24 protein-coding genes are annotated in these 26,551 nt (G+C 60.8%); 17 read left to right on the forward strand and 7 right to left on the reverse strand.

The features are described 5' to 3' along the window. The first annotated feature begins 149 nt into the window (after positions 1–149). The 7 genes from ACSVIE_RS00895 (at position 150) to ACSVIE_RS00925 (ending at position 7,293) form a co-directional block, all read left to right on the forward strand. Entirely contained in the window at positions 150–1,634 is a 1,485-nt protein-coding gene (locus tag ACSVIE_RS00895) for an NAD-dependent succinate-semialdehyde dehydrogenase (RefSeq protein ID WP_426002496.1), read from the forward strand. 267 nt (positions 1,635–1,901) lie between these two features. Continuing rightward, positions 1,902–2,588, forward strand: a complete 687-nt coding sequence (locus ACSVIE_RS00900; RefSeq protein WP_442422732.1) for a haloacid dehalogenase type II — start codon at positions 1,902–1,904, stop codon at positions 2,586–2,588. 43 nt (positions 2,589–2,631) lie between these two features. Continuing rightward, a complete protein-coding gene (locus tag ACSVIE_RS00905; protein ID WP_442422733.1) occupies positions 2,632–3,120 on the forward strand; it encodes a RidA family protein in 489 nt (162 codons plus the stop codon). 110 nt (positions 3,121–3,230) lie between these two features. Then, positions 3,231–4,334, forward strand: coding sequence for an alanine racemase (locus ACSVIE_RS00910; protein ID WP_426002492.1), 1,104 nt, complete (start codon positions 3,231–3,233; stop codon positions 4,332–4,334). 61 nt (positions 4,335–4,395) lie between these two features. Continuing rightward, positions 4,396–5,130 (forward strand): SDR family NAD(P)-dependent oxidoreductase, encoded by a 735-nt coding sequence (locus ACSVIE_RS00915; RefSeq protein ID WP_426002490.1) that lies wholly within the window; start codon positions 4,396–4,398, stop codon positions 5,128–5,130. 29 nt (positions 5,131–5,159) lie between these two features. Continuing rightward, positions 5,160–6,566, forward strand: coding sequence for an NAD(P)/FAD-dependent oxidoreductase (locus tag ACSVIE_RS00920; protein WP_442422734.1), 1,407 nt, complete (start codon positions 5,160–5,162; stop codon positions 6,564–6,566). Between the two features lie 61 nt (positions 6,567–6,627). Continuing rightward, complete coding sequence (locus ACSVIE_RS00925; RefSeq protein WP_442422735.1) at positions 6,628–7,293, forward strand: GntR family transcriptional regulator; 666 nt, start codon at positions 6,628–6,630, stop codon at positions 7,291–7,293. A 295-nt stretch (positions 7,294–7,588) separates the two neighbouring features. Here the strand turns inward: ACSVIE_RS00925 and ACSVIE_RS00930 are convergent, their stop codons facing one another. Genes ACSVIE_RS00930 through ACSVIE_RS00955 form a run of 6 tightly spaced genes read right to left on the reverse strand, consistent with a single transcriptional unit; the run spans position 7,589 to position 14,804 of the window. Further along, a complete protein-coding gene (locus ACSVIE_RS00930) occupies positions 7,589–9,097 on the reverse strand; it encodes a CoA-acylating methylmalonate-semialdehyde dehydrogenase (protein ID WP_442422736.1) in 1,509 nt (502 codons plus the stop codon). A 34-nt stretch (positions 9,098–9,131) separates the two neighbouring features. Continuing rightward, positions 9,132–10,112, reverse strand: a complete 981-nt coding sequence (locus ACSVIE_RS00935; RefSeq protein WP_426007457.1) for a D-2-hydroxyacid dehydrogenase — start codon at positions 10,110–10,112, stop codon at positions 9,132–9,134. Then, positions 10,109–11,233: a tartrate dehydrogenase gene (locus tag ACSVIE_RS00940; RefSeq protein WP_442422737.1), complete on the reverse strand. Its 1,125-nt coding sequence runs from the start codon at positions 11,231–11,233 to the stop codon at positions 10,109–10,111. The genes ACSVIE_RS00935 and ACSVIE_RS00940 overlap by 4 nt, the downstream gene beginning before the upstream one ends. After that, positions 11,230–12,777, reverse strand: coding sequence for an aldehyde dehydrogenase family protein (locus ACSVIE_RS00945; RefSeq protein ID WP_426007455.1), 1,548 nt, complete (start codon positions 12,775–12,777; stop codon positions 11,230–11,232). Before ACSVIE_RS00945 ends, ACSVIE_RS00940 begins: the two co-directional genes overlap by 4 nt. 44 nt (positions 12,778–12,821) lie before the next feature. After that, entirely contained in the window at positions 12,822–14,099 is a 1,278-nt protein-coding gene (locus tag ACSVIE_RS00950; protein ID WP_442422738.1) for an NAD(P)/FAD-dependent oxidoreductase, read from the reverse strand. Between the two features lie 30 nt (positions 14,100–14,129). Beyond that, entirely contained in the window at positions 14,130–14,804 is a 675-nt protein-coding gene (locus ACSVIE_RS00955; RefSeq protein ID WP_426007453.1) for a haloacid dehalogenase type II, read from the reverse strand. A 363-nt stretch (positions 14,805–15,167) separates the two neighbouring features. On the opposite strand from ACSVIE_RS00955, the gene ACSVIE_RS00960 reads away from it, so the two are divergent. From ACSVIE_RS00960 to ACSVIE_RS01000, 9 genes are all read left to right on the forward strand, one after another. Next, entirely contained in the window at positions 15,168–16,088 is a 921-nt protein-coding gene (locus tag ACSVIE_RS00960) for an ABC transporter substrate-binding protein (RefSeq protein WP_426007452.1), read from the forward strand. A 55-nt stretch (positions 16,089–16,143) separates the two neighbouring features. Next, on the forward strand, positions 16,144–17,031 hold the full coding sequence (locus tag ACSVIE_RS00965) for an amino acid ABC transporter permease (RefSeq protein ID WP_426007451.1): 888 nt from the start codon (positions 16,144–16,146) through the stop codon (positions 17,029–17,031). Beyond that, entirely contained in the window at positions 17,028–17,795 is a 768-nt protein-coding gene (locus ACSVIE_RS00970) for an amino acid ABC transporter ATP-binding protein (RefSeq protein ID WP_426007450.1), read from the forward strand. The genes ACSVIE_RS00965 and ACSVIE_RS00970 overlap by 4 nt, the downstream gene beginning before the upstream one ends. Positions 17,796–17,797: 2 nt before the next feature. After that, positions 17,798–18,934: an N-methyl-L-tryptophan oxidase gene (gene solA, locus ACSVIE_RS00975; RefSeq protein ID WP_426007449.1), complete on the forward strand. Its 1,137-nt coding sequence runs from the start codon at positions 17,798–17,800 to the stop codon at positions 18,932–18,934. Between the two features lie 79 nt (positions 18,935–19,013). Continuing rightward, on the forward strand, positions 19,014–20,267 hold the full coding sequence (locus ACSVIE_RS00980) for an aspartate aminotransferase family protein (protein ID WP_442422739.1): 1,254 nt from the start codon (positions 19,014–19,016) through the stop codon (positions 20,265–20,267). A gap of 25 nt (positions 20,268–20,292) precedes the next feature. After that, a complete protein-coding gene (locus ACSVIE_RS00985; protein ID WP_442422740.1) occupies positions 20,293–21,747 on the forward strand; it encodes an NAD-dependent succinate-semialdehyde dehydrogenase in 1,455 nt (484 codons plus the stop codon). 38 nt (positions 21,748–21,785) lie between these two features. Next, positions 21,786–22,478, forward strand: a complete 693-nt coding sequence (locus ACSVIE_RS00990; protein ID WP_442422741.1) for a GntR family transcriptional regulator — start codon at positions 21,786–21,788, stop codon at positions 22,476–22,478. Between the two features lie 332 nt (positions 22,479–22,810). Continuing rightward, a complete protein-coding gene (locus ACSVIE_RS00995) occupies positions 22,811–23,737 on the forward strand; it encodes an ABC transporter substrate-binding protein (RefSeq protein ID WP_426007444.1) in 927 nt (308 codons plus the stop codon). A 62-nt stretch (positions 23,738–23,799) separates the two neighbouring features. After that, a complete protein-coding gene (locus ACSVIE_RS01000) occupies positions 23,800–24,474 on the forward strand; it encodes a GntR family transcriptional regulator (RefSeq protein WP_426007443.1) in 675 nt (224 codons plus the stop codon). Between the two features lie 80 nt (positions 24,475–24,554). Here the strand turns inward: ACSVIE_RS01000 and ACSVIE_RS01005 are convergent, their stop codons facing one another. After that, a complete protein-coding gene (locus ACSVIE_RS01005) occupies positions 24,555–25,229 on the reverse strand; it encodes a haloacid dehalogenase type II (RefSeq protein WP_442422742.1) in 675 nt (224 codons plus the stop codon). A gap of 245 nt (positions 25,230–25,474) precedes the next feature. Between ACSVIE_RS01005 and ACSVIE_RS01010 the strand changes: the two genes are divergently transcribed. Beyond that, positions 25,475–26,533 carry a phosphotransferase gene (locus tag ACSVIE_RS01010; protein ID WP_442422743.1) on the forward strand — a complete coding sequence of 353 codons (1,059 nt, stop codon included), beginning with the start codon at positions 25,475–25,477 and terminating at the stop codon, positions 26,531–26,533. Positions 26,534–26,551: the final 18 nt, after the last annotated feature.

A 26,551-nucleotide genomic window follows, 5' to 3' on the forward strand; every position in this document is an offset into this window, starting at 1 on the left:
GGTTCCCGCAGCGACGGACAACCCCTGACATTGACATGTTCCCAAGGCGCGCGTATTGTCAACAATCGTCAATCCCAATCGTCGACAATCGACGTGGTTTCCTTCCCTTTACGTCAGCGTCGACGCTATTGAGCACGAAGGAGATTCAGATGAGCACCACCCACGTGGCAGCCACTCTCATTGCCCCGGACCCCCGGAGCACGCGACAGGCAGACGCAGTTATCCAGTCCATCAGCCTGCCCGGCACCGGCTTGCCTGTCCTGGACCCCGCCACAGCCGAGACTATTGCCTACGTCGAAGACTGTGGCGTCCAGAATGCACTTCACGCTGTTGGAGTTGCCGACACCGCGGGGGCAAGCTGGGCCAGGAGCAGCCTTCGCCAGCGGGCAGACATACTGCACGCCTGGTACGAGATCCTTGTCTCGCGCACCGAGGATCTCGCGCACCTTATTTCACGCGAAATGGGCAAGCCGCTGGCCGAGGCTCGGGGCGAGGTCAGGTACGGCACCGACTTCGTCCGCTGGTACGCAGAAGAAGCGGTACGGCCGGCCGGGAACTTTCGGGACACCCCCGACGGCGGGGCAAGCCTGCTGACGCGGCGCTCTCCCGTTGGACTGGCGGTACTGATCACGCCATGGAATTTCCCCCTGGCCATGGCCACCCGGAAAATCGCGCCGGCATTGGCGGCAGGATGCCCTGTCGTCATCAAGCCTGCAGCCCTCACTCCCCTGACGACGCACTTTGCCGTCCAACTCGCCATTGAAGCAGGTGTGCCCGAAGGCTTGATCCAAGTCATCACGACATCCAATTCCAGGGCCTTCAGCGAAGCCGTCCTGCTCGATCCCAGAGTCCGGAAGGTTTCCTTTACAGGATCAACGCCCGTCGGCCGTCAACTCCTGCAGCTTGCTGCCCGGAACGTACTCCGCAGTTCCATGGAACTCGGCGGCAACGCACCCCTCATCGTTTTCAACGACGCAGACCTTGACCGCGCCCTGGAAGGCACTTTCGCCGCTAAGTTGCGCAACGGTGGACAGTCCTGCATAGGGGCAAACCGCATCTATGTCCAGGACGCCATAGCCGATGACTTTGCGGAAGCCCTGACCGAACGCTTTGCACAAGTCGCCGTAGGAAGCGGGCTTGGACAACAGACCGGCCTCGGCGCACTGATCGACAACCGGGCGGTAGCCCAGATGCAAGCCTACTCCGACAATGCGGTGAATCTGGGCGCCAGCCTGCTGACCGGCGGGCACGGCTACGACTCCCCTGGAAATTTCTTCGCCCCGACAGTCCTGGACCACGTGACCGAAGACTCCGAGGTTGCCCGGTCAGAAATTTTTGGTCCCATCGCCGCAATTCAGCGCTTCAGCACGGAGGACGAAGTGGTGACCCGTGCCAACGCTACGGAATTTGGCTTGGCCGGTTATGTCTTCACAGAGAACCTCGACCGGGCGTTAAACGTCGCGGACCGCCTTGAGACCGGAATTGTGGGAATCAACCAAGGGGTCCCGTCCGACGCCGGCGCCCCCTTCGGCGGCATCAAGCAGTCCGGCCTTGGCCGCGAAGGAAGTGCTGAAGGCCTCGAAGAGTATGAAAACATCCGCTTCTATAACGTAGCGCGGCGCGCCACATCCTAGCGTCTCTGACGCAATGAGACCGGCGCCCTTGGTGGCGCCGGTCTCCACTGTGCCCCGCCAGGGGCAGCGAATCCGCTGGACTCCACTGCAGGTACCAGGACAGCAACCCGACGTGAAGAGCGAACGCCGCTGCAGGATGTCGAAGAATCGTTGACAATCTACGACTTGGCGCGTATTGTCGACAATCGACGGGGCGCGCTGAACAGAAACCCTGGCCCACAAGAAAATTCTCGTCGACAATCGACTAGATCTACAATTGGAGGAATCGTGGTATTCGAAAACAAGCCAAAATTCGTTACGTTCGACATGAACGGAACGCTCATAAAATTTGCGATCAACGATGCTACGCGCGACGTCTTGGGCGATCGACTGCCCGCAGAGGCATCGGACGAGTACTTGCGGCTTTGCAAGGCGTACCGGATCGATGAGTGCACCGGCGAGTACAAGCCATTCCACCAGATAGTCGCCGACTCCATGGCGCGCGCATCACGCAAGGTGGGCATTGAGTTCCGCGTCGAGGACGCCCACGAGGTCTACGACCGGATTCCCACGTGGGGTCCTTACCCCGGCGTCACCGAAGCGCTGAACCGCTTGGCAGAAGCTGTGCCCCTGGTCATCATCACCAACAGCGACACGGCGGTGGCCGAGCGCCTCGCCGCCAACCTCGAGGCCCCGTTCGAGGTCATCATTACCGCCGAGCAAATGGGCATGTACAAACCGCGGCTCGGTGCCTTCGAGTACATGTTCGACAAGCTTGGGGTCACCCCCGATGAGATCGTGCATGTCTCGGCCAGCCCCATGTACGACCACCGATCGGCAGCAATCTTGGGCATCGGGAAGAAGGTGTACGTCGACCGTGGCTTCGAGCACGACGAGCACTGGCTCGGCTATGAGCGGATCACCGATATCGCCGACCTTCCCGCCCTCTTTGGTCTACTACGTTCCGTTTCCTGAGCGACGGAAGCGAACAGGTGACTTACGGCAGGGCGGCGGGATCATGAGCCTTCCATTGCCTCAAACAGTCCGGGGCGGGACTGCTTCGGAAAGGTTGGCGAACCTGGGATTGGAGCTCCCAGTGCTGGCTGCCAATGCCTACTACGTAGACCACAACCAGGTGGGGGAAAGCATTCACATTTCGGGTCAGCTGCCATTTCGGGATGGTGAGCTGCTGTGCCAAGGCGTCGTCGGCCGGGATGTTGACCTGGAGACAGCCAAGGAGCTGGCCCGTCACGCCGCGTTGAATTGCCTCGCCGCTGCTGTCCAGGCCGTCGGCGACCTTGACAGGGTCCGCGTGGTGCAGATGCTGGTGTTCGTAGCCAGTCCGCCGGACTTTGGTTTGCAGTCCAAGGTTGCCGAAGGGGCGAGTGAATTGCTCATCGAGGTTCTCGGCGAAAAGGGACGCCACTCCCGCACCGCCATCGGAGTCGCCGGCCTGCCACTGAATACTCCTGTTGAGATCCAGATGGTCTGCACCGCCGCCTCTTAGGCGGGACCGGTTGTTCGGGACCCGCCGTCGCGGGCCCCGAACAACATCATTTCGAAGACCACAGAACGATCGGCTTCGAACCTTCACCAAAAGAATCATGAGGAGTAAGCGTGAACCGGCTTCAACGGGCACTGGCCGCACTGGCTGCCAGGATTGACACCCCCGCGCCCATCATTTTGGTCGACGTGATGCAGGACAATATTGACCGCATGCAGGCTTTCGCCAACAAGCGCAACCTCGAAGTGCGTCCGCACGTCAAGACACATAAGTGCGTCGAGATCGGCCGGCGCCAGGTCAAGGCAGGCGCCGTTGGCATTACCGCCGGCAATGTGGGCGAGGCAGAAGTCTTCGCAGCGGCAGGGTTTGAAGACATCTTCATTGCCTACCCGATCTGGCCTTCAGGGACCAAGGGAGCACGGCTCCGGAAGCTTGCCGTCACTACGCGGCTACGGGTCGGGGTCGACAACTTTTCGGCAATCAATGCCATCGCTGAGGCTATGGGTTCTGATGCCGGACGGCTGGAGGTCGTGGTTGAGGTTGATTGCGGTGCCCAACGTTCCGGTGCGCCCCCGGAGTCCGCCGGCGACCTCGCCGTCGCCGCCCGCGAGAGAGGCTTGGTACCAGTGGGCGTCTTCACCTACCCCGGCCATGGAAGCTCCGGCCCTGACGCCCGCAAGCGCGCCGCAATGGACCAGGAAGCAGCGCTGACCGCCGCCGTGCGCAGCTTCAGAGCCGTAGGCATCACTGCCACTGTGGTCAGCGCAGGCTCCACACCCACCATCGAATATGCCACTAGCAGCATCATTACCGAAATCCGGCCCGGTGAGTACGTTTTCAACGATTTGAACAACACCAGGCTTGGCGCCTGCGCCGAGGACCAAATAGCACTGTTCGTCGCCGGCACGGTCGTCAGTGATTGGGTTCCCGATCAAGTCATCCTCGATGTGGGCACCAAGGCATTGAGCCGGGAAGGCAACGCAGAAATCGGCTTCGGTGCAGTGCCCGGCACTCAGGCGATCCTGTCCAAACTCAACGAATATCACGGCTTCCTGCCGTTGCCCTCGGGTTTCCAACCCCCGATAGGCACAGTGCTGCCGGTCATCCCTAACCACGTTTGCCCCGTTGTGGTCAACTTCGAGGAATACATCATCACCGACAGTACGGGTTCCACCTGCGAACGCTGGGCCGTCGACGCCCGCGGCTTCCTCAACTAGGCACGGCGGACAGGAACGACTCGACGGCCTGTCCACAAATTCCCAACCAGGAGAATCAGACATGAGACTAAGCAAAGTTACGGCCCTGGTCACCGGCGCCAACAGCGGAATCGGGCAAGCGGTATGCTCACACTTCCGTCGCGAAGGAGCCCGCCTCATATTGACCGGCCGCAAGGCCCGGATTGACAGCGCACAACCAGACGACCTGTATGTCCCGGGAGACCTTAACGACGAAGACTTCGTCAAATGTCTCGCCCGCGAGGCTGCTGAAACGTACGGCACCGTCGACGTCGTCGTACTGAACCACGGCCTGCAGGTCAGCGGACCCCTGACAGGGATGTCCTACGAAGACGCCAGGAATGTGCTGCACAGCAACCTGTTGAGTTCATTCCTGGTGATGAAGCACTTTGCGCCGTTGATGCCGGCCACCGGAGGATCATTTGTCCTGGTCAGTTCGCGGCTCGGGATGGTGGGCAAGCCGGACGAAGTTCTGTACTCCGCAGCCAAGGGCGGCCTGATCATGCTCGCAAAGGGCGCAGCCATCGAGTGGGCTGAGCGAAACATCCGGGTGAACGTCGTCGCCCCCGGCCTCACGGCTACTCCCGTCATCGAAGCGTCATTCCAGCGAAGGGAGGATCCCGAGGCCTATCGACGCCACCGTGAAGGGCAGATTCCCCTCCAACGTCTGGCTGCTCCCAAGGAAGTGGCCGATGCGGTCCTCTTCCTCGCCTCTGCGGAATCCTCCTACGTTACCGGTGCCACGTTGCCCGTCGATGGCGGATATACCGCGTTCTAATGATCTTCCCCACACAACAAGGACCAAAAATGACAACCGTCGCGGCAAAACCCCGCAATGGGGACCTCGGCTTCTGGATGGCCGGACTCGAAAAGAACAGGCGCCCCTACCCCCGGTTTGCTGGGGAACAGTCTGTTGATCTGGCAATCGTGGGTGCCGGTTACACGGGGTTGTGGGCGGCATACTTCGCCAAGAAGCTCGACCCCTCCCTCTCGGTTGCGGTTTTCGAAGCAGAGCAAATCGGATATGGAGCCTCCGGCCGGAACGGCGGGTGGCTGTCAGCGATGCCCGCAGGAAACAGGGCCCGGTTTGCCCGCGCGTCAAAGGGCGGTATCGAGGCGAGCCGGGCATTGCAACGGGAGTTCGTTTCCGGCGTCGACGCCGTCCTGGAGATCCTGCGGGCGGAAGGCATCGACGCCGATCAACGCAAGAGCGGCGCGCTGGTTGCTGCCCACACGAAAGCCGGGCTTGGCAGGCTCGTGGCCAGACGGGACGCCGACTGGAAATACGGACTGACCGACGACGATGTCTACCTGATCGACCGTGAAGAGTTCCAGGAACAAATCAACATCTCCACTGTCTACGGGGGCCTCGTCTACAAGCACTGTGCCCGGCTTAACCCGGCAAAGCTGGTCCACGGATTAGCAGAAACCCTCACGTCCATGGGGGTCAGGATCTTCGAGGGCAGCCGGGTCGGCAGCATCAACGGAAATACACTGACACTGGACAACGGACGGGTGACCGCTGAAAAGACCTTTATCTGCACTGAAGGATACTCCGGACCACTCCTCGGCAGCAGGAGCCTGATACCCATCAACTCCTCGATGATTGTGACCAAGCCCCTCCCGGACGAAGCATGGCGGCACATCGGCTGGAATGGACCGCAGTGCCTCAGCGACTCCGCGCACACGTTCATCTACTCCCAGAGAACAGCCGATGGCCGCATTGCCATCGGAGGCCGAGGCAAACCCTACCGGTATAACTCCGGGACAGGCGGTGCAGGTTCAACGGCCGGGTCCACCGTTGACCTGCTGTCCACCAAGCTTCGTACCTTCTTCCCCGGCATCGACTTCCAAGTCGACCACGCGTGGTCCGGGGTTCTCGGCGTAACCCGTGACTGGAACGGGGGCGTTCAATGGGACCAAGCATCAGGGATCGGTTCGTCAACCGGTTACGCCGGGCACGGCTTCACCGCGGCATACCTCGGCGGCAGGACACTGGTGGAGCTGGCATTCGAACAGAAAACGGAGCGAACATCACTTCCCTGGGTGGGATATCGCGCACCCAAATGGGAGCCCGAGCCCATTCGCTGGTTGGGAGTTCACGGTATGTACAGCCTCTTCGGTTTTGCCGACAAGTGGGAAGAACATCGGGGTTCAACCACAACGTCGCTCCTGGCAAAGTTCGGCAGCAGGCTGGCGGGCCTCCACGAATAACCGCGCCCAGGTATGAGGAACGTTGGACGATATAATCGACAATCGACAGAGAGGTGGCCTGATGGACAACAAATTCGCGTGGCACGAACAGCGCACCACCACGCCTGACGGCGTCTACCGTGTCCTGCGCACTGCCATCCTGGACGGGACGGTGCCTCCGGGGGAACAGTTGCGTGAGACCCACATCGCCGCCGACCTGGGTATCAGCCGCTCTCCGCTCCGTGAGGCATTGACACGCCTTGAAGAGGAGGGGCTGGTGGTGAAGGTTCCGTTCAAGGGATCGTTCGTTGTGGAGGTGAGCGCCCGTGACATCGCCGAAATCGCGTCGATTCGAATGCTCGTGGAGCCTTACGCCGCCGAACTCTCCGCCACAGAACTACGCGGGCCTGGGCGACTGAGGCTAAAGCAGACTATCGAGGAGCTTTATCGCGCCACCGATACCAACGATATTCCTGCGAGCATTGACGCCCACCTCCGTTTCCACAGGCTGTTTTATGAGTTCTCAGGGAACAAGACATTGCAAGCCATGTGGAACGGCTGGGAGAACAAGCTGCGGCTCTATTTCGCCGCCGACCATCCAACTTACAACGACCTCCATGAACTCGCCGTTGAGCACGAAAGGCTCGCTGAGCATGCCCTCGAAGGAGACGTGGCAGCCTTTCGCCGGGAGATGGAGAAACAGTTCCATAACGCACTCCAAGGCGAAGAAAATACGGACCGCACCTGAGTGGCTGCGGCCCGGGCCCTCCATGCGTATCAGCTAAGCGGCTCGGATTGAACGTAGGCCTTGGCATGTGAAGGCATGCGGTTTCCTCTCAATCAGAGGGTCGTCGTGGCGCCTTCCATGCCGGCTTTTCGCCAGCATGCGTGGTCCAAGCCGCTGACAGCCCTCCCCCGCCGACCGTCAGGAGCAACAGCCCGCCCACCAGGTTGAACGCACCGTTCGCGAAGACGCAAGTAGCGATACCTGTCATGGCAAGAAATACCATCACGGTCGTGAAGGCACGCACGTCACGCCAGCCTTAGTTGGAGGGGAAGTTGTAGGAGGCGCCGGAGGCGTGGTGGGTTTCGGGCCAGCGGGAGGTGATGACTTTGCCGCGGGTGTAGAAGGAGACGCCTTCGGGGCCGTAGATGTGTTTGTCGCCGAAGAGGGAGGCTTTCCAGCCGCCGAAGGAGTGGTAGGCCACCGGGACGGGCAGGGGCACGTTGATGCCGATCATGCCCACGGTGACTGAGCGCTGGAACTTCCGTGCCGCGGCCCCTGAAGAGGTGAAGATCGCGGTGCCGTTGCCGTAGGGGTTGGAGTTGATCAGCTTGATGCCCTCTTCGAGGGTGTCGACGCGGACGACGACCAGGACGGGGCCGAAGATCTCCTCGGTGTAGGCGGTCATTTCGGTTTTGACGTGGTCGATCACGGTAGGGCCGACCCAGAAGCCTTCTTCGTGGCCCGGGACCACCAGGTGGCGGCCGTCCACCACCATGGCAGCACCGGCTTGCTCGGCTTCGGTGACGATCTTCACGATGCGTTCCTTGGAGGCCGGGGTGATCACCGGGCCCATTTCGGCGCCGGGTTCGGTGCCGTTGTTGACCTTCACGGCCAGGGCACGCTCTTGAACCTTCTTCACCAACAGATCGGCAGCGTCCCCGACCGCGACGGCGACGGAGATCGCCATGCACCGCTCCCCTGCCGAGCCGAACGCGGCAGCGGCGAGGTGGTCCGCGGCGTTGTCCAGGTCAGCGTCCGGCAGCACGATCGCGTGGTTCTTCGCCCCACCCAACGCCTGGACACGCTTGCCGTGCTTGGTGGCGGTTTCGTGGACGTACTGCGCGATCGGGGTGGACCCGACAAAGCTGATGCCGTCCACATCCGGGTGGGTCAAGAGGCCGTCGACGGTTTCCTTGCCGCCGTGCAGGACCTGGAACACACCATCGGGCAGACCGGCTTCCTGCCAGAGCCTGGCCAGCAGCAGCGACGGGGACGGGTCCCGCTCGGAGGGCTTGAGGATGAACGCGTTACCGGTGGCGATCGCCATCGGGGCCATCCACAACGGCACCATGACGGGGAAGTTGAACGGGGTAATACCGGCCACCACACCGAGCGGTTCGCGGAAGGAGAACACGTCGATGCCGGTGGAAACCTGGTCCGAGTAATCACCCTTCAACAAAGAAGGAATGCCGCAGGCGAATTCGATGACTTCCAGGCCGCGGCCGATCTCGCCCTTGGCATCGGAGAGGACCTTGCCGTGCTCGGCCGTGATCAGCTCGGCGAGTTCGTCCACGTGCGCTGCGACCAGTTCGCGGAACTTGAACAACACCGCGGTGCGCTTGGCCAGGGAAATGTCGCCCCAGGAATCAGCGGCTTTGCGGGCAGCGGCAACAACCGTGTTCAGGTCGGCCTCGTTCGCCAGGCGCAGCTCGGCGGTGACCTGCCCGGTCGCAGGGTTATACACCGGCTGGGTCCGGTCACCCTCACCGGAGGACTCAGCACCGTTGATGAAATGGTTGATAGTGGTCAAAGTGGTCGTCGACATCGACAGTCTTTCGTGATGGCAGGCAGGGTGGGCGTCAGGCCGGCACAAAGCCGAGTTCCTTGTCCACTTGGTTAAGTAGCGGCTTACCGAGGCTGAACCGCTTGAGGTTCTCAACGAAGAGCTTTCCCAGGTCGTCCAGGTAGTTCTCCGTGTCACCGCTCATGTGTGGCGTGATGATGACGTTCTCAAAACTCCAGAGCGGGTGCCCGCCGGGAAGCGGTTCCGGGTGGACGACGTCCAGGGCGGCACCGGCAATGTCTCCGGCGGCCAGGGCACGGACCAGGGCATCTGTGTCCACCAACTCTCCGCGCCCTACGTTAATCAGGTGCGCACTTGGTTTCATGGCCGACAGCACCTCGGCAGAAATCAAGTGTTTGGTAGCCATAGTCAGCGGCGCGGCAAGAACCACGTAATCGAATGCGGGGACCACATCAGCCAGGTCAGCAGAGGAAAAGACGACGTCGAAGGCATCGTCTCCAGCGCGGTTGGTACGGGCTGCGCCGCTGACTTCCATGCCAACAGCACGCAAGAGTCTACCGATCTCCCGTCCGATGGACCCCGTTCCTACAACGAGCACGGACTGGCCCTCGATTTTCCTGGACGTCCGGTGCCGCCACCGCTCCCCCTGCTGGAGCCGGTAGGACCCGTGGGAGTCCTTGGCCAGATCCAGGACGAAACCCAGTGCAAACTCAGCGATGGCCCGGCTGAGGACGCCCCGGGAGTTTGTATAGACGACGTCGCTGGTCACCAGTTCGTCGAACATCAGTTGGCTCACCCCGGCAGCGGATACATGGACCCACTTAAGCGAGGACGCTGCGTGCCAGTTCTCCCGCAGCGCCGGCGAGAACGAATGCCACTGGTAAAGGACATCCGCCCCAACCATCGCTTCGGCCAGTCCCTCAGCGGTGGTGGGGCGCACGTCAGCCAGCTCGCGGACTTCATCCAGGCGGGGTGGCATTGCTTCCCGGTACAGAACAGCAACAACCGGTCGCTTGGGTGCCGGATCCCTGCTCATGATGATGACGACGCCGGTACTGCCGCGGGCGTGCTGGCGATTGCAGCGTCGAAGGACGGAACGGCATCAATGACGTCGATGGCTGCCAGGACCGCAGCCGTGAACTCGGAGGTGGAAGAGGTACCACCAACATCCCGGGTTCCCAGCCCTTCACGGAGGACCGACTCGAACGCCGCCTGCAGGTGCCCGGCTGCTTCCGGGTGGCCGAGGTGTTCCAGCATCATCGCTCCGGACCACATCTGGCCGACAGGATTCGCAAGTCCCATGCCCGCAATGTCCGGCGCTGAACCATGAACCGGCTCAAAGAGCGACGGGAAGTCGCCTTCCGGATTGAGGTTGGCGCTCGGAGCTACGCCTATGGACCCTGTCACGGCGCTGCCCAGGTCCGACAGGATGTCCCCGAGGAGGTTGGATGCCACGATTACGTCGTAGGTCCACGGCTTCAACACCAAGTGGGCGGCCAATGCGTCCACCAGTTCGCTGGTGAGGGTTACTTCCGGAAAGAGCCGTGCCGTCTCTTCAACAATCTCGTCCCAGAACGGCATGGTGTGGATGATGCCGTTGCTCTTGGTGGCGGAAGTCAGTCGTCGGCCCCGCGCGGAAGCCTGGGATGCCGCGTAGCGTGCTGCCCGGGAGACTCCCAGGCGGGTGAAAATCGTCTCCTGTACGGCGCTTTCGTGCGGCTGCCCGCGGTAGATGCGTCCGCCGATTTCCGAGTACTCCCCCTCATTGTTCTCACGCACAATGAGGATATCGATCGGTTCCTTCGACGCCAGCGGCGACTTCACGCCGTCGAGCGTTTTCACCGGACGCACGTTGATGTACTGCTGGAATTCACGGCGTATGGGGATCAACAGCCCCCACAGCGATTCCGCGTCGGAGACCTGCGGTGAGCCGACTGCGCCCAGGAAAATGGCCTCATGCTGTGCAAGCTGCTCAAGGCCATCCTCAGGCATCATCCGGCCGTGGCGCAGGTAGTAGTCCGAACCCCAGTCGAAGTGCGTGAATTGCAGGTCCAGGGAATGAAGCCGGGCGATTCGTTCCAGGCACTCCAGCGCGGCGGGAACAACTTCCTTGCCAATCCCGTCACCGGCAATAACGGCAATTTTGTGGGTGGTCATACTGCTCCGATCGTGGTTGCAGCGAACTGCTGCCAGCCTGACGATGATTCAGGCAATTGGATGATGGTGTTCTTTGGTTCGGTCATTTCACGAACCGTATGCTTGACGCCTTCCCTTCCTACGCCGCTGCGCTTGAAGCCGCCGAAGGGCATCGAGTCGATCCGCACATCACTGGTCTCGTTAATAACCACTGATCCCACGTGGAGCTTTTCCGCTATCGCCAGGGCTTCGCTGAACGATTCTGTGAAAACCCCGGCTTGAAGCCCGAACTCGGTGTCGTTGGCCGCACGAACAGCATCCTGGACCTCGATGAATGGGAGAACGCTGACCACCGGGCCGAAGACTTCTTCCCGGATCACACGGCACGCGGACGGTACGTCCGTGAGGACAGTTGGCGCATAGTGCGCACCATGCCGGCGTCCGCCGACGTGGACGGTGGCACCAGCGGCCTTCGCCTCCTCCACCCAATCCTCGACGCGCCGCGCTTCTGCTTCGCTGATGAGGGGTCCGATATCTGTTGTGCGTTCCAGCTTCGGGCCGGACCGCAGCGCTTTGGTTCCGCGCACAACGTCATCAAGGACCCGGTCGAAGAGCGAAATGTGCACGTACACCCGCTGGACGGACAGGCAGTTCTGGCCAGCCACGCCGAAAGCCCCCGCCACGATCGCCTGCGCAGCTTCTCCTGCGTTCGCATCCGCGCAGACGATCGTGGCATTGTTGCCGCCAAGTTCCGAGAGGATTTTCTTGGCGCCGGCGGATGAAGCAATCCTGTCCGCCGTTTTTGGCCCCCCGGTGAAAGAGATCAAGTCCACCTGGGGGTCAGTCACAAGGGCCTCGGAAACGCCCGGGCCCGAAACGATTGCAGCCACCCGCCCGGCGGGTACTCCAGCGTCCAATAACAACTGAATGAAGGCCAGCCCTGTCAGGGGCGTCCGTCCGGAAGGTTTAAGCACGACGCCGTTGCCTCCGATGAGCGCCGGCCCCAGCTTATGCGCCACCAGGTTCAGCGGATCGTTGAACGGCGTGATGGCTGCAACGATTCCCACAGGCTTGCGGTTGTACCAACCAAGCTTTCCCGTGCCTGCCAAGCTGTCTTCGAAAGCCAGGGTCTCGCCCTGGAGCTCTACGGATGCAGCAGCGGAAAGCCGGAGCGTCTCGATGCAACGGAGGACCTCGCGTTCGGCTTCGTTGATGGTCTTGCTGCTTTCTGCAGCAATGATGGTGGCGAAGCGCACCGCCTGTCCGCGAAGCAATTCAGCCGCCTTTTCCAAAGACTCACGTCGCTGGCGCAGGGGCCAATCAACCTCCAGTAAGTGCCGGTGGATGTGGGCAACGGCACGCCGCACGTCCTCCGGGGTGGACGAACATACGGTTCCCAGCAGGAGCCCGTCTTCAGGGTCCCGGACTTCGACGGTCATGTCCGTCGTTTGCCAGGTTCCTTCATGGAAGGCGCCTCCCTGCAGGTCTGCGACCTGTGTCCGCTGATAGGCGGTCTCTCCTGCGGATTTTGGCCGCAGCCCACCCACGGTTGTCTTTGTCGTCATCCGAAGCCTTACTGGTTGATACTTGCTGTGTTGCCTGAAGGGGGTTACTTCACGCGGTCGATGATCTTGGCTGCCGCGCCGATGAAGGGCAGGAACCACGGCGGGCCGAAGTGGCCCGGCACCGGGGGGTTCTTCAGGTCGCCCCAGACGTTCGCGGATTTGTCCCCTCCCATGTAATGGGCCATGCGCTTGCCCATGTGGGCCGCCATTTGGACACCGTGCCCGCTGTAGTTGAGCGAGTAGAACAGTCCATCGTGCTCCCCGGCGTGGACCATCTGGTCCATGGAAAGGTCCACCAGGCCGCCCCAGATGTAATCCACCTTTGCGTTGGACAGGTACGGGAAGAGTTCGAGCATGGCCTTGCGGAGAATTGCGGCACTCTTGACATCCGAGTCCGGGCTGGAAAGCGCGAACCTGGCACGGCCCCCGAAAAGAAGCCTGTTGTCCGGGGTGATCCGGAAGTAGTAGGTCAGCATCTTGCTGTCGGAAGCCATCCGGCGGTTCGGCAGGATCCGGTTGACCACGTCTTCGGGCAGCGGTTCGGTACAGATGATGAAGCTGCCAACAGGAATCACCCGGCGCTGCAGCCACGGGGTGACGTAGCCCGTGTAACCGCTGGTAGCAACGAGGACCTGCTTCGCCCGTGCGATGCCGCGCGTCGTATGCACGTCATGGACCGTGCCGTTGACCCGCTTGAGTTCGGTCACGCCCGCGTTCTCGCAGATCTGTGCGCCGGCGTTGGCTGCCGCGCCGGCCAGGCCGTGGGCGAACTTGCCCACGTGGAGTCCGGCTCCCAGGGGGTCCATCATGGCGCCCTGGTAGAAGTCGGTTCCGATCTCGCTGTGGATATCCGACTTCGGAATCAGCGTGACATGGTGGTCCACGAGCTTGGCCAGCAACTCTTGGGACTTCTTGAAGCCGTCGTTGTGCGACTCGTGGTAGGCCAGAGAGAGCTTGCCGAAGCGGTTGAAGTCGCAATCGATCGCGTAGTCATGGACCAACTTCTCGATGCTGTCGATCGCGTCGTTGTACTCGCGGAAGTACTCCGCGGCACGGGCCTCGCCGTACCGCTTGACCGCGGAGCTGAAACCGATGGCGAGCCCGGTCGTGGCCATTCCACCGTTGCGACCGGATGCCCCCCAGCCCACGGTGTGGCGTTCGAAGACCGCGACGCTCGCGCCCTGCCGGGCGAACTCAAGCGCAGCGGACAAGCCTGTAAAGCCGGCACCGATAACCGCGACGTCGACGTTATCCGGCACGGGCGTGCTGCGGTAGTCACCGGAAGGCTCGGCTGTGTCCAGCCAGTAAGGGATGAGTTTCACGGGATGGCCTTTCGCCTCAGGGAATCAGGGTCAGAGACCGAGGTGCTTGTTGATCTCGTCGAGGGACTTCACGCTGAACATGTCGTAGCCCGTAGTGACAGGGTCATAGCCACGGTCGAGCAACACAAGGTTCCGGAAGCCCAGGTCGTGCATCGGATGCACGTCATAGCGGGTGTGCGAAGAAATGTGGAGGAAGTCCTCAGGCTTGGCGTTCAAGGTGTCCAGCATGTACTCGAAGGCCTGGTAGCGCGGCTTGTAGGCCTGTGCCTGCTCCGCGGTCAGCACTGCGTGGAATTCGGCGCCGAGCTTGGGGATGCTGATGTCCAGGAAGCTGTCATCCGCGTTGGAGAGAGCCACCAGCTTGTAGTTGTCGCCCATCAGCTTCAGCGGTGCCGGCACGTCATCGTGAGCAACCCAACCGCGCACGGCATCTGCAAACGCCGCCCCTGCACCTTCAGTGGGTCCGATTCCCCAACGCTTGCACACCCTGTCGAAGGAGTCCTGCAGGATCTGCTCGTACGGCTTGTAGTCACCAAGGACCTCGTCAAACCGGTAGCCACGGAACTGCCTCTTGAACTCCGGCCACTGCTCCTCGGAAATGCGACCATCCAGCAGTCGACGTGTAGTTGGATCGATGTCGAAGTTGATGAGCGTGCCGTAGACATCGAAGGAGATGTACTTCGGGCGGAAGTTGGTCTCTGCCATGGGAATTTCCGTTCATTCGGGAGGCGGGGCGGGTCTGCCCTGGATATGGACATGTTCAACGGGAGCGAACCAGACCGGGCTGGAGCGGCCACGGGGTTGCTGCCGGATATCTCGACTGTAGAAGCCCGAATTGTAAATTGTCAACAGTTTTAGGTGTTCCCCGCGGATAGGGATCCCTTTGGGAGAATCGAAGAAAATCTCAGTGTGAATTGTTGACAATCTACCGTTTTGGAGGTTGCATTGCTCTTAGACGCAGGAGAGATCCGCATCACATTCACGCTCCGCCGAACATCGACGGGACCACATAATCCTCCTGGTGACTGTCAAATCCTCCCCCAGCTGAAACCCTCGAAGGGAAGCATCATGAAGACCATATTCAAAGCGCAGACTACGGCTGCAGGCATTGCCCTGCTGCTTGCTTTGAGCGCATGCGGAGGTGCCGCGAGCAGCGACTCGGCGGACACCAGCCAGACCAACAACACCAGTGACATCTCCGAGGGTGTCCAGCCTGACCAAGCCGCGGTGGCATTGTTGCCGCAGTCATACAGGGACAAGGGTGAGCTGACTGTCGCCATGGACCTTCACTACCCACCCACGACGTTCCTGGCCGAGGACAACAGCACGCCGATCGGCTTGAACCCGGACATCGCCAGGCTCATCGCCAAGAAGCTGGACTTGAAACTGAAGTTCGTGGACACGAAGTTCGACACGATTGTTCCCGGCCTGGACGGCGGACGTTTCGACTTCACCGCCACCACGATGTCCAAGACGGAAGAACGACTGAAGGTCCTGGACATGATCGACTACTTCAAGGCCGGCACGTCCGTTGTGGCAGCTTCGGGGAACCCGCTCAACCTCACCGTTGAGACGCTTTGCGGAAAGAACGTTGCAGTGACGCAGGGCTCCACCGGACAGCTCAAGCGCCTTCCGGCACTGAGCGAGCAGACCTGCACTTCCAAGGGTCAGCCGGCAATCAACGCCGTGACGCTTCCCAACGTCCAGGAAGCGCTCACACAGCTGCACTCCAAGCGCATCGACGGCATTCTCTACGACACAACCGCCCTCGGCTGGGCAGCCAAGCAGCAACCGGACGCCTTCACCATGATTGGTCGAGTCAACGTGGGCTCCAGCGACCTCACCGCCGTAGGCCTGAAAAAGGATTCCCCACTGACGCCCGCCCTTCAGGCAGCGATCCAGTCCGTCCTTGAAACCCAGGAATACAAGGAAGCTCTTGCAAACTGGGGCCTGGAATCAGGCGCCATCACCGACGCCAAACTGAACTAGCAGGTTCATCATGAAGCAAGCAACCCTTGACCGAAGCAAACAGACAATGAACGGAATGGATTCCGCCCTGAAACCGCGACTGAAGCGGCGCAGCACGTTCGAGTACGTGGCCTGGGCAGTTTCGATCCTCGTGGGCGCCGGCATGCTCTACTCCGTAGCCACCAACCCGAACTTCAAATGGGGAACGGTAGCGAAGTATTTCACGGCGGAATCCATCCTGCGCGGACTGATGCTTACGATCTTCCTTACGGTGGCCAGCATGGCCCTCGGTACCCTGCTGGGACTGCTCCTTGCCATCATGAGGGCATCAAGCATCAAACCCATCGCCATCGCCGCGGGCGCCTACATCACACTGTTCCGTGGAACGCCTGTGCTGGTGCAGCTCATCTTCTGGTTCAACATCTCTGCCCTTTACCCGAATCTGTCAATCGGTATCCCCTTTACCGACATCGGCACCGCCATTGATACGAACGCCTTGATGGGTCCGATCACCGCAGCGCTGGTGGGTCTGACCCTGAATGAAGCCGCCTACATGGCAGAAATCATCCGTGGCGGATTCTCCGCCGTGGGCAAGGGACAGATCGAAGCCGCAGACTCCTTGGGGATGAGCGGTGCCATGAAGATGCGCAAGGTCATCATCCCCCAGGCAATGCCCTCCATCATCCCCGCCACCGGCAACCAGGTGATCGGCATGTTCAAGGAAACCTCCCTGGTCTCCGTCCTGGGCGTGGCCGAACTGCTCCAGAGCGCCCAGCTGATCTACGCCCGCACCTACGAGACCATTCCGCTGCTGATTGTGGCCAGCCTCTGGTACCTCGTCATGACCCTGGTGTTGAGCTACCCGCAGTCCAAGCTCGAACAGAAGTACTCACACACCTCCGTCCGGATCCCCCGCAAATCCAAAAAAGTCACTTTGACCGCACCGGAAGGAATCGCACGATGAGCACCGCCGGTACCATCCAAGCCAGCCGCATCCGAAAGTCATTCGGACCCAAAACGGTTCTCAAAGACGTGGACCTCGAGGTCGCCAGCGGTGAGATCTGCTGCATTATCGGCCCTTCGGGCTCGGGCAAGTCCACTCTCCTGCGCTGCATCAACGGCCTTGAAACTGTCGATTCCGGCGTCCTGAAGGTCAATGGTGAAGACTTCGGGTACTACGAAACCGATCACGCCTACCACGCACTGCCACCAAAGAAGCTGGCACAGCAGCGCACGCGAGTAGGCATGGTCTTCCAACAGTTCAACCTCTTCCCCAACATGACCGCCGCTGAAAATGTCATGTCCGGGCCTGTGCTGGTCAAGCGGGCGGACAAGAAGGAATCGGCCAAACGCGCACAGGAACTGCTCACCAGCGTTGGACTCGGTCAGTTCGGGGACCGCTACCCGGCAGAGCTTTCCGGTGGCCAGCAGCAACGCGTCGCCATCGCACGGTCACTTGCAATGGACCCCGACATCATCCTGTTCGATGAACCCACCTCGGCGCTGGACCCTGAAAAGGTAGGGGAAGTCCTCAGCGTCATGCAGGATCTGGCCAAGAAGGGCATGACCATGGTGGTGGTCACCCACGAGATGGGCTTCGCCCGCGAAGTCTCCGATTCCCTCATCTTCATGGACGACGGCATCGTGGTTGAACGAGGCGACGCCCGCGAGATCCTCAGCAACCCCAAAGAAGCCCGCACCCAAGCTTTCCTGAAGCAGGTCCTCTAACCATGACAGATGGAAAACTCGCCGTCATCGGTCTCGGCAGCATCGGGAGTATGGCCCTCTGGCAGGCCTCCCGCCTCACGGACTCCGTTACCGGATTCGAAGCGCAACATCCCGCCCATGGACGCAGCGCCGTGGGTGGTGATACGCGCCTGTTCCGCATGATCTACAAGGGGCATCCGGGCTACTACCCCATCATGCAGCGCTCCAAGGAACTCTGGGCTGAACTCGAGGCTGAAACCGGCCAGGACATCCTCATCCGCTGCGGAGGGCTCTCCATCGGAGCGGCCAACGGGGGCTACCTCGCCAGCGTCCTCGAAACCACCGGGATTACGGGAGCAGAGCATCATCTGCTGTCCCACCGGGAATTGGCCGAACGCTACCCCCAGCACAACCTGCGGCCCGACGACGTCGCGGTCTTCGACCCGAATTCCGGCGCCCTGCGAACCGATCGGGCCGTCACCGCAGCCATTGCCGCGGCCCAGGCCAATGGCGCAACGGTCCGCACCAATACGGCAATTGACAGCATCACCGAAACAGAGAACGGCGTCGCCATCACCGCCGGTGAAGAGTCGTGGACATTTGAGCAGGTTATTGTCGCCTCGGGGGGTTGGTCCCGGCAGCTGCTGCCGGCGTACGCAAAGGAACACGTCGAACCACGACGGGTCTTCCTTTCGTGGTTCGTTGCCCGGGAGCCCAAGGAGTTCGCGCCCGAACGCTTCCCTGTTTTCAGCCGCATCTATGAAGACCGCTCCATGTATGGGGCGCCGGCCGTGGATGGGGCCACCGTCAAGGCCACCCTTGACGGGCGCGGCAGGCCGGCCCTGGATCCCGCCGCCATAAACCGCGAACTGTCCGTGGAAGAAATCGCCGAAACCATGGAAACCGTGGCCGAGTTCTTCCCCGGCCTGGTACCCACAGTCGTTCGCTCGGATGCCTTCCCGGAACTGTTCACCAGTGACCGGAATCCGCTTCTGGGATACGTGGGAGACACCGGCAGGGTCTATGCCGCTACAGGCTTCTCCGGGGCAGGATTCAAAATGGCCTCCGGCTACGGCGAAATAGCTGCGACCGAGGCACTCGGCAAGCAGATCTTCAACGGGTTGGAGTTCCTCCGGCCCCAGCGCTTCAACCCCCGCTGAACAAACCCCGCGAAGCAATAGGCTGTGACATGCATCGCCTATTGTTGACAATCTACAGTTACTAAGAAAGTATGACGACATGGCAACTCTCAGCCCCATCCTGAAGCAGGCGACACCCGTAGTGGTCGACCATGCGGCGGGCAGCTGGATCCACGCTACTGATGGCAAGAAGTACCTCGATTTCACCACCGGAATTGGTGTCACCAGCACCGGTCACTGCCACCCCGATGTGGTCGCCGCAGCCCGCGAACAGGTCGGTAAAATTGTGCACGCCCAGTACACCACCGTGATGCACAAGCCCCTGCTGGAGCTCACGGAACTCCTTGGCGACGTCCTGCCCCAAGGACTGGACAGCGTCTTCTACGCCACCTCCGGTTCCGAAGCCGTGGAAGCCTCCATCCGCCTGGCGCGCATGGGTACGGGCCGACCGAACATCATTTCCTTCCAGGGTGGCTTCCACGGCCGGACTGTTGCTGCGGCGTCACTGACCACGGCAGGAACCAAGTTCCGCTCCGGATTCTCTCCCCTTATGAGTGGCGTCCACATAGCACCATTCCCCCACTGGTACCGCTACGGCTGGGACGAGGCCACCGCCGTCGACTTCGCGCTGAAGGAACTGGACCACCTGCTGATGACCATCAGCAACCCCAGCGACACCGCAGGCTTCATCATTGAACCGGTACTTGGCGACGGCGGTTACATCCCCACACCGCCGGCCTTCCTGCAGGGCCTCCGGGAAAGGGCAGACCGTCACGGCATCGTGCTGATCATTGACGAGGTCCAGGCCGGCGTCGGGCGCACAGGCAAGTTCTGGGGACACGACTGGGCCGACATTCGCCCCGACGTCGTCATTACGGCCAAGGGCCTGGCAAGCGGCTTCCCTATTTCGGCCATTGCCGCGACATCCGAACTCATGGGCAAGGCCTGGCCTGGATCCCAGGGTGGCACCTACGGAGGAAATGCAGTCGCAGCTGCAGCCGGGGTGGCAACCCTGGGCGTCATCCGGCGCGAGAACCTCGTGGAGAACGCCCTGCTCCGAGGCAACGAGCTGCGGACAGGGCTGGACAAGCTGCAGACCGAGTTCGCCGTCATCGGCAACGTCCGAGGGCGCGGCCTGATGCAGGGCATCGAGTTCACAGCACCTGACAATACTCCCGATGCAGTAACCGCACTTGCCGTGCAGCAGGCGGCCATCACCGAGGAACTCCTGCTTCTCACCTGCGGTCCCCACGGCAATGTCATCCGGGTGATTCCGGCGCTCAACGTCACCGCCGACGAAATCCAGACCGGCCTCGCCAGGTTCACCCAGGCACTCAAAACGGCCACTTCCTGACCACCTGCTCACCGAAAGAAACGGCATGAATCCTTCCTTTGATCCCAGCAACTTGCGGACAGACTTGTTCATTGACGGGGCCTGGCACAAGGCCACGTCCGGGGCCACGTTTGCGGTGGAGAACCCTGCCACCAACGAGGTCATTGCGCACGTCGCCGACGGAGGCCCTGAAGACGCCGTCCGTGCTATTGAAGCGGCCGGTCGCGCGCAGGAAGGTTGGGCCAAGTCCACGCCGCGCGAGCGGGCTGACATCCTGCGCCGGGCCTTCGAGCTGGTCACCGCAAACACCGACAAGCTCGCGGCGATCATGACCGCTGAAATGGGCAAACCCCTGGCCGAAGCCCGCGGCGAGGTGGCCTACGGCGCCGACATGCTGCGGTGGTTCTCCGAGGAAGCAGTACGCGTCGGCGGCGACGCTACCGGTTCGGTGGACGGCAACACCCGGATCCTGGTCACGAAAGAACCCGTTGGCCCTTCGGTCCTGGTCACGCCCTGGAACTTCCCGCTGGCGATGGGGGCCCGCAAGATCGCCCCGGCGGTCGCGGCCGGCTGCACCATGGTCTTCAAACCGGCAGAACTGACGCCCCTGACTTCCCTGGCCCTGGTGGAACTCTTCAAGGAGGCCGGATTGCCCGACGGCGTACTCAACGTGGTCACCACATCGTCCGCTTCCGCCGTGGTCAGGACCTGGACGGACAGCGGAATTGCCCGGAAGATCAGCTTCACCGGCTCCACGGAAGTGGGTAAGGTCCTGCTGCGCCAGGCAGCAGACAACGTGATGCGCTCCTCCATGGAACTGGGTGGAAACGCACCCTTCATTGTCCTGGCCGATGCTGACATCGAGAAGGCTGTGGACGGGGCCATGAAAGCCAAGATGCGGAACATGGGCGAGGCGTGCACCGCCGCGAACCGGTTCTTCGTCCACCGCTCCGTCCTGACCGAGTTCAGTGAAAAGTTTGCCAAGAAGATCTCTGAACTTCGCGTCGGAAACGGGGCACAGCAAGGCACAGACGTGGGACCGCTCATCGAACAGAAGGGGTTGGACAAAGTCCAAAGCCTCGTCGATGACGCAGTATCCAAGGGCGCACGCGTACTTACCGGCGGCGGCCGCCCGGAGGGACCAGGCTACTTCTACTCCCCCACGGTTTTGGTGGACGTACCTGCCAACGCTGAGTTGATGAGCACCGAAATCTTCGGCCCCGTTGCTGCGATCTCCGCTTTCGACAGCGAAGAGGAAGTCCTACAGAAGGCCAACGACACCGAATGGGGCCTGGTGGGCTACGTCTTCACCGAAAGCATGGACAAAGCCTTGAAGTTCTCCACCGGTCTGGAAGTGGGCATGGTGGGAATCAACACCGGCCTTGTTTCCAACCCTGCAGCACCCTTCGGCGGAGTCAAGCAGTCCGGCCTCGGACGCGAAGGCGGAAAGGTGGGCATCGATGAATTCCTGGAGTACAAGTACACGGCCATAGCGGTCTAGTAAATTCAGTGTGTCAACGTAAGAGATAAGGGGATGTCATGGCGGCACCGGAGACGATGTTCGTATTGGAGGGCCGGCCTACTGCACAGTTGATCGCCGATCAATTAAGGGAGCTCATAGTCCAGGGAGCGTTCAGCCCGGGACAACAGGTCAATGAATCTGCGCTGGCCAGCCAGCTCAGCACCTCCCGGGGCCCTCTTCGGGAGGCTTTGCAGCGGTTGTGCCAGGAAGGAATTCTGGTCAGCAAACGGAACCGCGGGGTGTTCGTTGCCGAACTTTCCGAAGACGACATCCGCGAAATCTATGCGGTGAGGGAAGCTGTTGAGCTGGCTGCCGCCACTACGCTCCTGGACTCGGGACAAGACAAAATTTCCGACACCTGCCGTGTGCTTAAAGGAATCATCAAGAACATGGCAAAGCAGGTTGCCGCTTCCGACTGGCAGGCGCTGGCCCGGCTGGACATGGAATTCCACACTGCCTTTGTCTCCGGCACGGGGAACACGCGGCTCATCAGGATCTATCAGACCCTGGCAGCGGAGACGCGAATGTGCATCCTCAGCCTTGAGGTTGCCTACCCCCGGATAGACGTGCTCGTCCAGGAGCACCAGCTGATACTTGACCATTTGGAGGCCGCGGATCGCCAGGGCCTGCAAAAGGCCATCAAACGGCACATGCAGAAAGCTGTAGAGGACCTCACCGCAAAGCCCGAGATCACGGAAATTACCGCTTAACAACTCCCACCGCGGAACACTGAGGCGTCGGCACCCAAACTGAGCCTTGAAAAGGGCCTCTGCCTGGTATTGACCGGGCAGGGGCCCTTTCTCGTCAGGTCCTTGGCGTTCAACTCTAGAACTGTAGAACTGTTGACAATAATGAGCCTCCACGCTTGAATTGATCAGGACGAGAGCTGCATCACAATCAGCCGTCCAAAGCGGGCTTCACCTCCCATGCCCCGACGACGCGGCTTGGGGCGCACTTGAGAAACCCACCTCACGCAGCACGGGAAGCACCTTGAGAAACCACCTCGGGCGGCACCGCCCCTGGTCCCACGAAGGGAAGCAATATGAAGGTCATCACTGGATTCCAAACGGCGGCTGCCGGACTGGCTGTCCTGCTCGCATTGACCGCTTGTGGCGGCACGGCTACCGGCTCCCAGGCCGCAGACATCCCCAAAACACAGAACACCCGCGACATCTCAGAAGGCGTCCAGCCCGATGAAGCTGCCGTGGCGCTACTACCCCAGTCGATGAAGGACAAAGGTGAACTCACTGTCGCCATGGATTTGAGTTCCCCGCCGATGACATTCCTTGCCGAAGACAACAGCACCCCGATCGGCGTGAACCCCGACCTGGCCCGTTTGGTAGCCAAGAAGCTGGGGCTGAAACTGAGGTTCGAAAACACAGCCTTCGACACCATCATCCCCGGCATTGATGGTGGTCGGTACGACTTCACGGCAACCACAATGTCCGCCACCGAGGAACGCCTCAAAGTCCTGGACATGATCAACTACCTCAAAGGCGGGTCGGCCATTGCTGTACCCAAAGGCAACCCGCAGAACCTGAGCAACGGCGCCCTCTGCGGCAAGAGCATCGGCGTAACCAAGGGCTCCACGCAGCAGCTCAAGCACCTCCCCAACGTCTCCAAGTGGACTTGCGAGGAGAAGGGCAAACCTGCCATCAACCCAGTCACACTGCCCAATGTCCAGGAAGCCTTGACCCAGCTCGACTCCAAGCGCATTGACGGTGTTTTCTATGACGCCAGCGGGCTGGCTTGGGCACAGGTCCAGCAACCCGAGCACTTTGTCGTTCTTGAGCCCAGGATGGACACACGCACAGACACGAACGTCGCCATGGGGTTGAAGAAGGGCTCACCGTTGACGCCGGCCTTCCAGAGGGCCATACAGTCCATGTTGGAGTCGCCTCAATACAAGGAATCCCTTGAGTATTGGGGGCTCGGCGACTCTGCCATCACTGAGGCAGCAATTCGCTGATCCGACCAAACCTCTCGAATGGTCTACAGTCCTACAGTTGACAACCACTGTACGATGTAGCAATGATCGAGCAGATAAAAATTGTCCACTCATCCACGGTGCAACAGGTCGCAGACGGCCTCACCGCGATGATTCTCAGCGGAGGGCTTAAGCCCGGTGAACGCTTGAGGGAGAGTCTGCTGGCCGAGAAACTGGGCCTTTCCAGAAATACTGTCCGCGAGGCCGTCCGCATTGTCCAAGCGGGCGGCCTCATTCGGCATCGCGCCAACCTGGGTTCAATCGTGTGGGATCCCACTGACGCCGAGATCATGGACGTCTACAACGCGAGGTACCACCTCGAGACCACTGCAGCCCGGAGTATTACCGAAGCCACATCGATGGATGAGGTACATGCGGCCATGGAAGAATTCCGCGGGGCGTTGAAAACGGAAGACCCTTTCAAGATCGTTGAGAAGGATCTTGCGGTCCACAGCGCGATCGTGGGACTTCTCGGCAGCCAAAAGTTGAACATCTTCTATCAGCAACTGGTGACCGAGCTGAGGTACTTCATGTTCGTGCTCTCGGTTGAAAACCACGAATACGAGGATCCCGATTCCCTGGAAGCCGAACACCAGAACATCGTTGACGCCCTGGACTCCCGCAACCCCATTCTGGCAGAGAAGGTTCTCTCGGACACGATCATCCAGTACCGGGAATCCATACGTCAGGTGGTTGCCCAACGGCACTCCACCAGTTAGACAGCACAATGCCCGGACGGGGAACACCCCCGTCCGGGCATTTTTGGGTTCGCAGGGTACGGATTACCTGGCCGACACCATCAGAGTCCGAGGTGCTTGTTGACCTCATCCAGGGACTTGACGGTGTTGTAGTCGTAACCTCCGGTAATGGGATCGTAGCCACGGTCCAGCACCCAAAGATTGCGGAAGCCCATGTCATGCATGGGGTGCATGTCATAGCGCGTGTGTGATGCGATGTGGAGGAAGTCCTCCGGCTTGGCATTCAGGGTGTCGAGCATGTACTCGAAGGCCTGGTAGCGCGGCTTGTAGGCCTGTGCCTGCTCCGCGGTCAGCACTGCGTGGAATTCGGCGCCGAGCTTGGGGATGCTGATGTCCAGGAAGCTGTCATCTGCGTTGGAGAGAGCCACCAGCTTGTAGTTGTCGCCCATCAGCTTCAGCGGTGCCGGCACGTCATCGTGGGCACCAAAGCCGCGAACCGCATCGGCCAACTCTGCACCGGCACCGGGGGTGGGCCCGATGCCGAAAAACCTGCAAACCCTGTCGAAGGAATCCTGCAGGATCTGCTCGTAAGGCTTGTAGTCACCAAGGACTTCATCAAACCGGTAGCCACGGAACACCTTCTTGAACGCAGGCCACTGCCCCTCGGGCAGGCGGCCGGCCAGAAGGCGGCGTGTGGTGCTGTCCGTGTCCCAGTTGATGAGTGTGCCGTAGATATCGAAAGAGATGTACTTAGGCCGGGAATTGCTGTCTGCCATGAGACTTCCGTTCTTGATAGGGAGGGGGCTACTGACTCGCAGGGCCTCTCGAGGAAACTGCAGGCGTTAGGGCTACGTGGTTCGTGTTCCCCCACGCCGTTGATTTGATACTAGGGATCAGAACTGCAAATTGTCAACAGTTCTACAGTTGACCTATCGGCAGAAATTGGCCTAATCTTTGTAAAACTGTTGAACAGCAGGACACTTTTTCTTGCTCAGTCCTCCAAGTCTCAGGAGCCAAGTACATGGAAACACGCGCAGACTCCGCCTTCTTTGATGCCGTGGCATACGAGAGCGGACTCTTGACAGCGATGCCCCAACTCGCAGAGCCGATCGTCCTGGACTTGCTCCACAGGCACTACGGGCTGAAGGGCAGTCTGATACGCATTCCCACCGAGAAGGATGAAACTTTTCGCTTTCAGGATGACGACGACACCTACTTGATCAAGGTGTCATCGGCGGACGAAAACCCGGACATAGTCCAGTTCCAGACCGCCTGCATGGCGCACTTGGAAAAGGTCGCCCCGCAACTTCCGGTTCAGCGCATCGTGCCCGACTGCAACGGGGGCCTGCAAGTGCTCCTCGAGACCACCGATGGCTCCTTTGATCGCGTACTGAGGGTAATGCGATTCATGCCCGGAGACCTGCTGGCGAACCACGCCGCTACTGTTGGCCAATTGCACTTGCTAGGTTCGCGGCTTGCCGATCTGGGCTTCGCACTCCAGGACTTTGACCACCCCCGTGCTGACCGGCTGCTCCTCTGGGACCTCAAGCATTTCCATAGGATGCGCCCCCTGCTTGAGTACGTCGAGGACGAACCGAAACGCGCCCTTGCCGAGCGAATTTTCAATCAATTCGACACAAGGGTCGTACCATTCCTGGACAGCTTCGCCACGCAGGTTATCCACGGAGATTTCAGCCCCTTCAATGTTCTCGTCGACCCGCTGCATCCCGGATACGTGACGGGCATCATCGACTTCGGGGACGCTGTGCGCACCCCTGTGATCTTTGATGTCAGCGTCACCATGGCAAATCTTCTTGGGACGGATGCTGACAGTCCGTGGGATCAGGCGCTGCATCTCTTGAACGGATTCCTCAGGGTCCGCCCGCTTTCGACGCGGGAATTGGACGCCCTTCTTGTCGCCGCCCAAGCACGACTCCTTCTGCGTGCCCTGATCACCCAGTGGCGGGCGAACCAGCTACCCCAACGACGCGAGTACCTTCTCTCCCATTCAAAATCGGACTGGGACCGCCTCTTTTCCACTGCCGCTGCCCCAGCGCCCACACTCAGCACCAAGCCCTGAACCCCAACACCACGTTCA

This window comes from Paenarthrobacter sp. NCHU4564 (genome assembly GCF_052156435.1).
GTDB lineage: Bacteria > Actinomycetota > Actinomycetes > Actinomycetales > Micrococcaceae > Arthrobacter.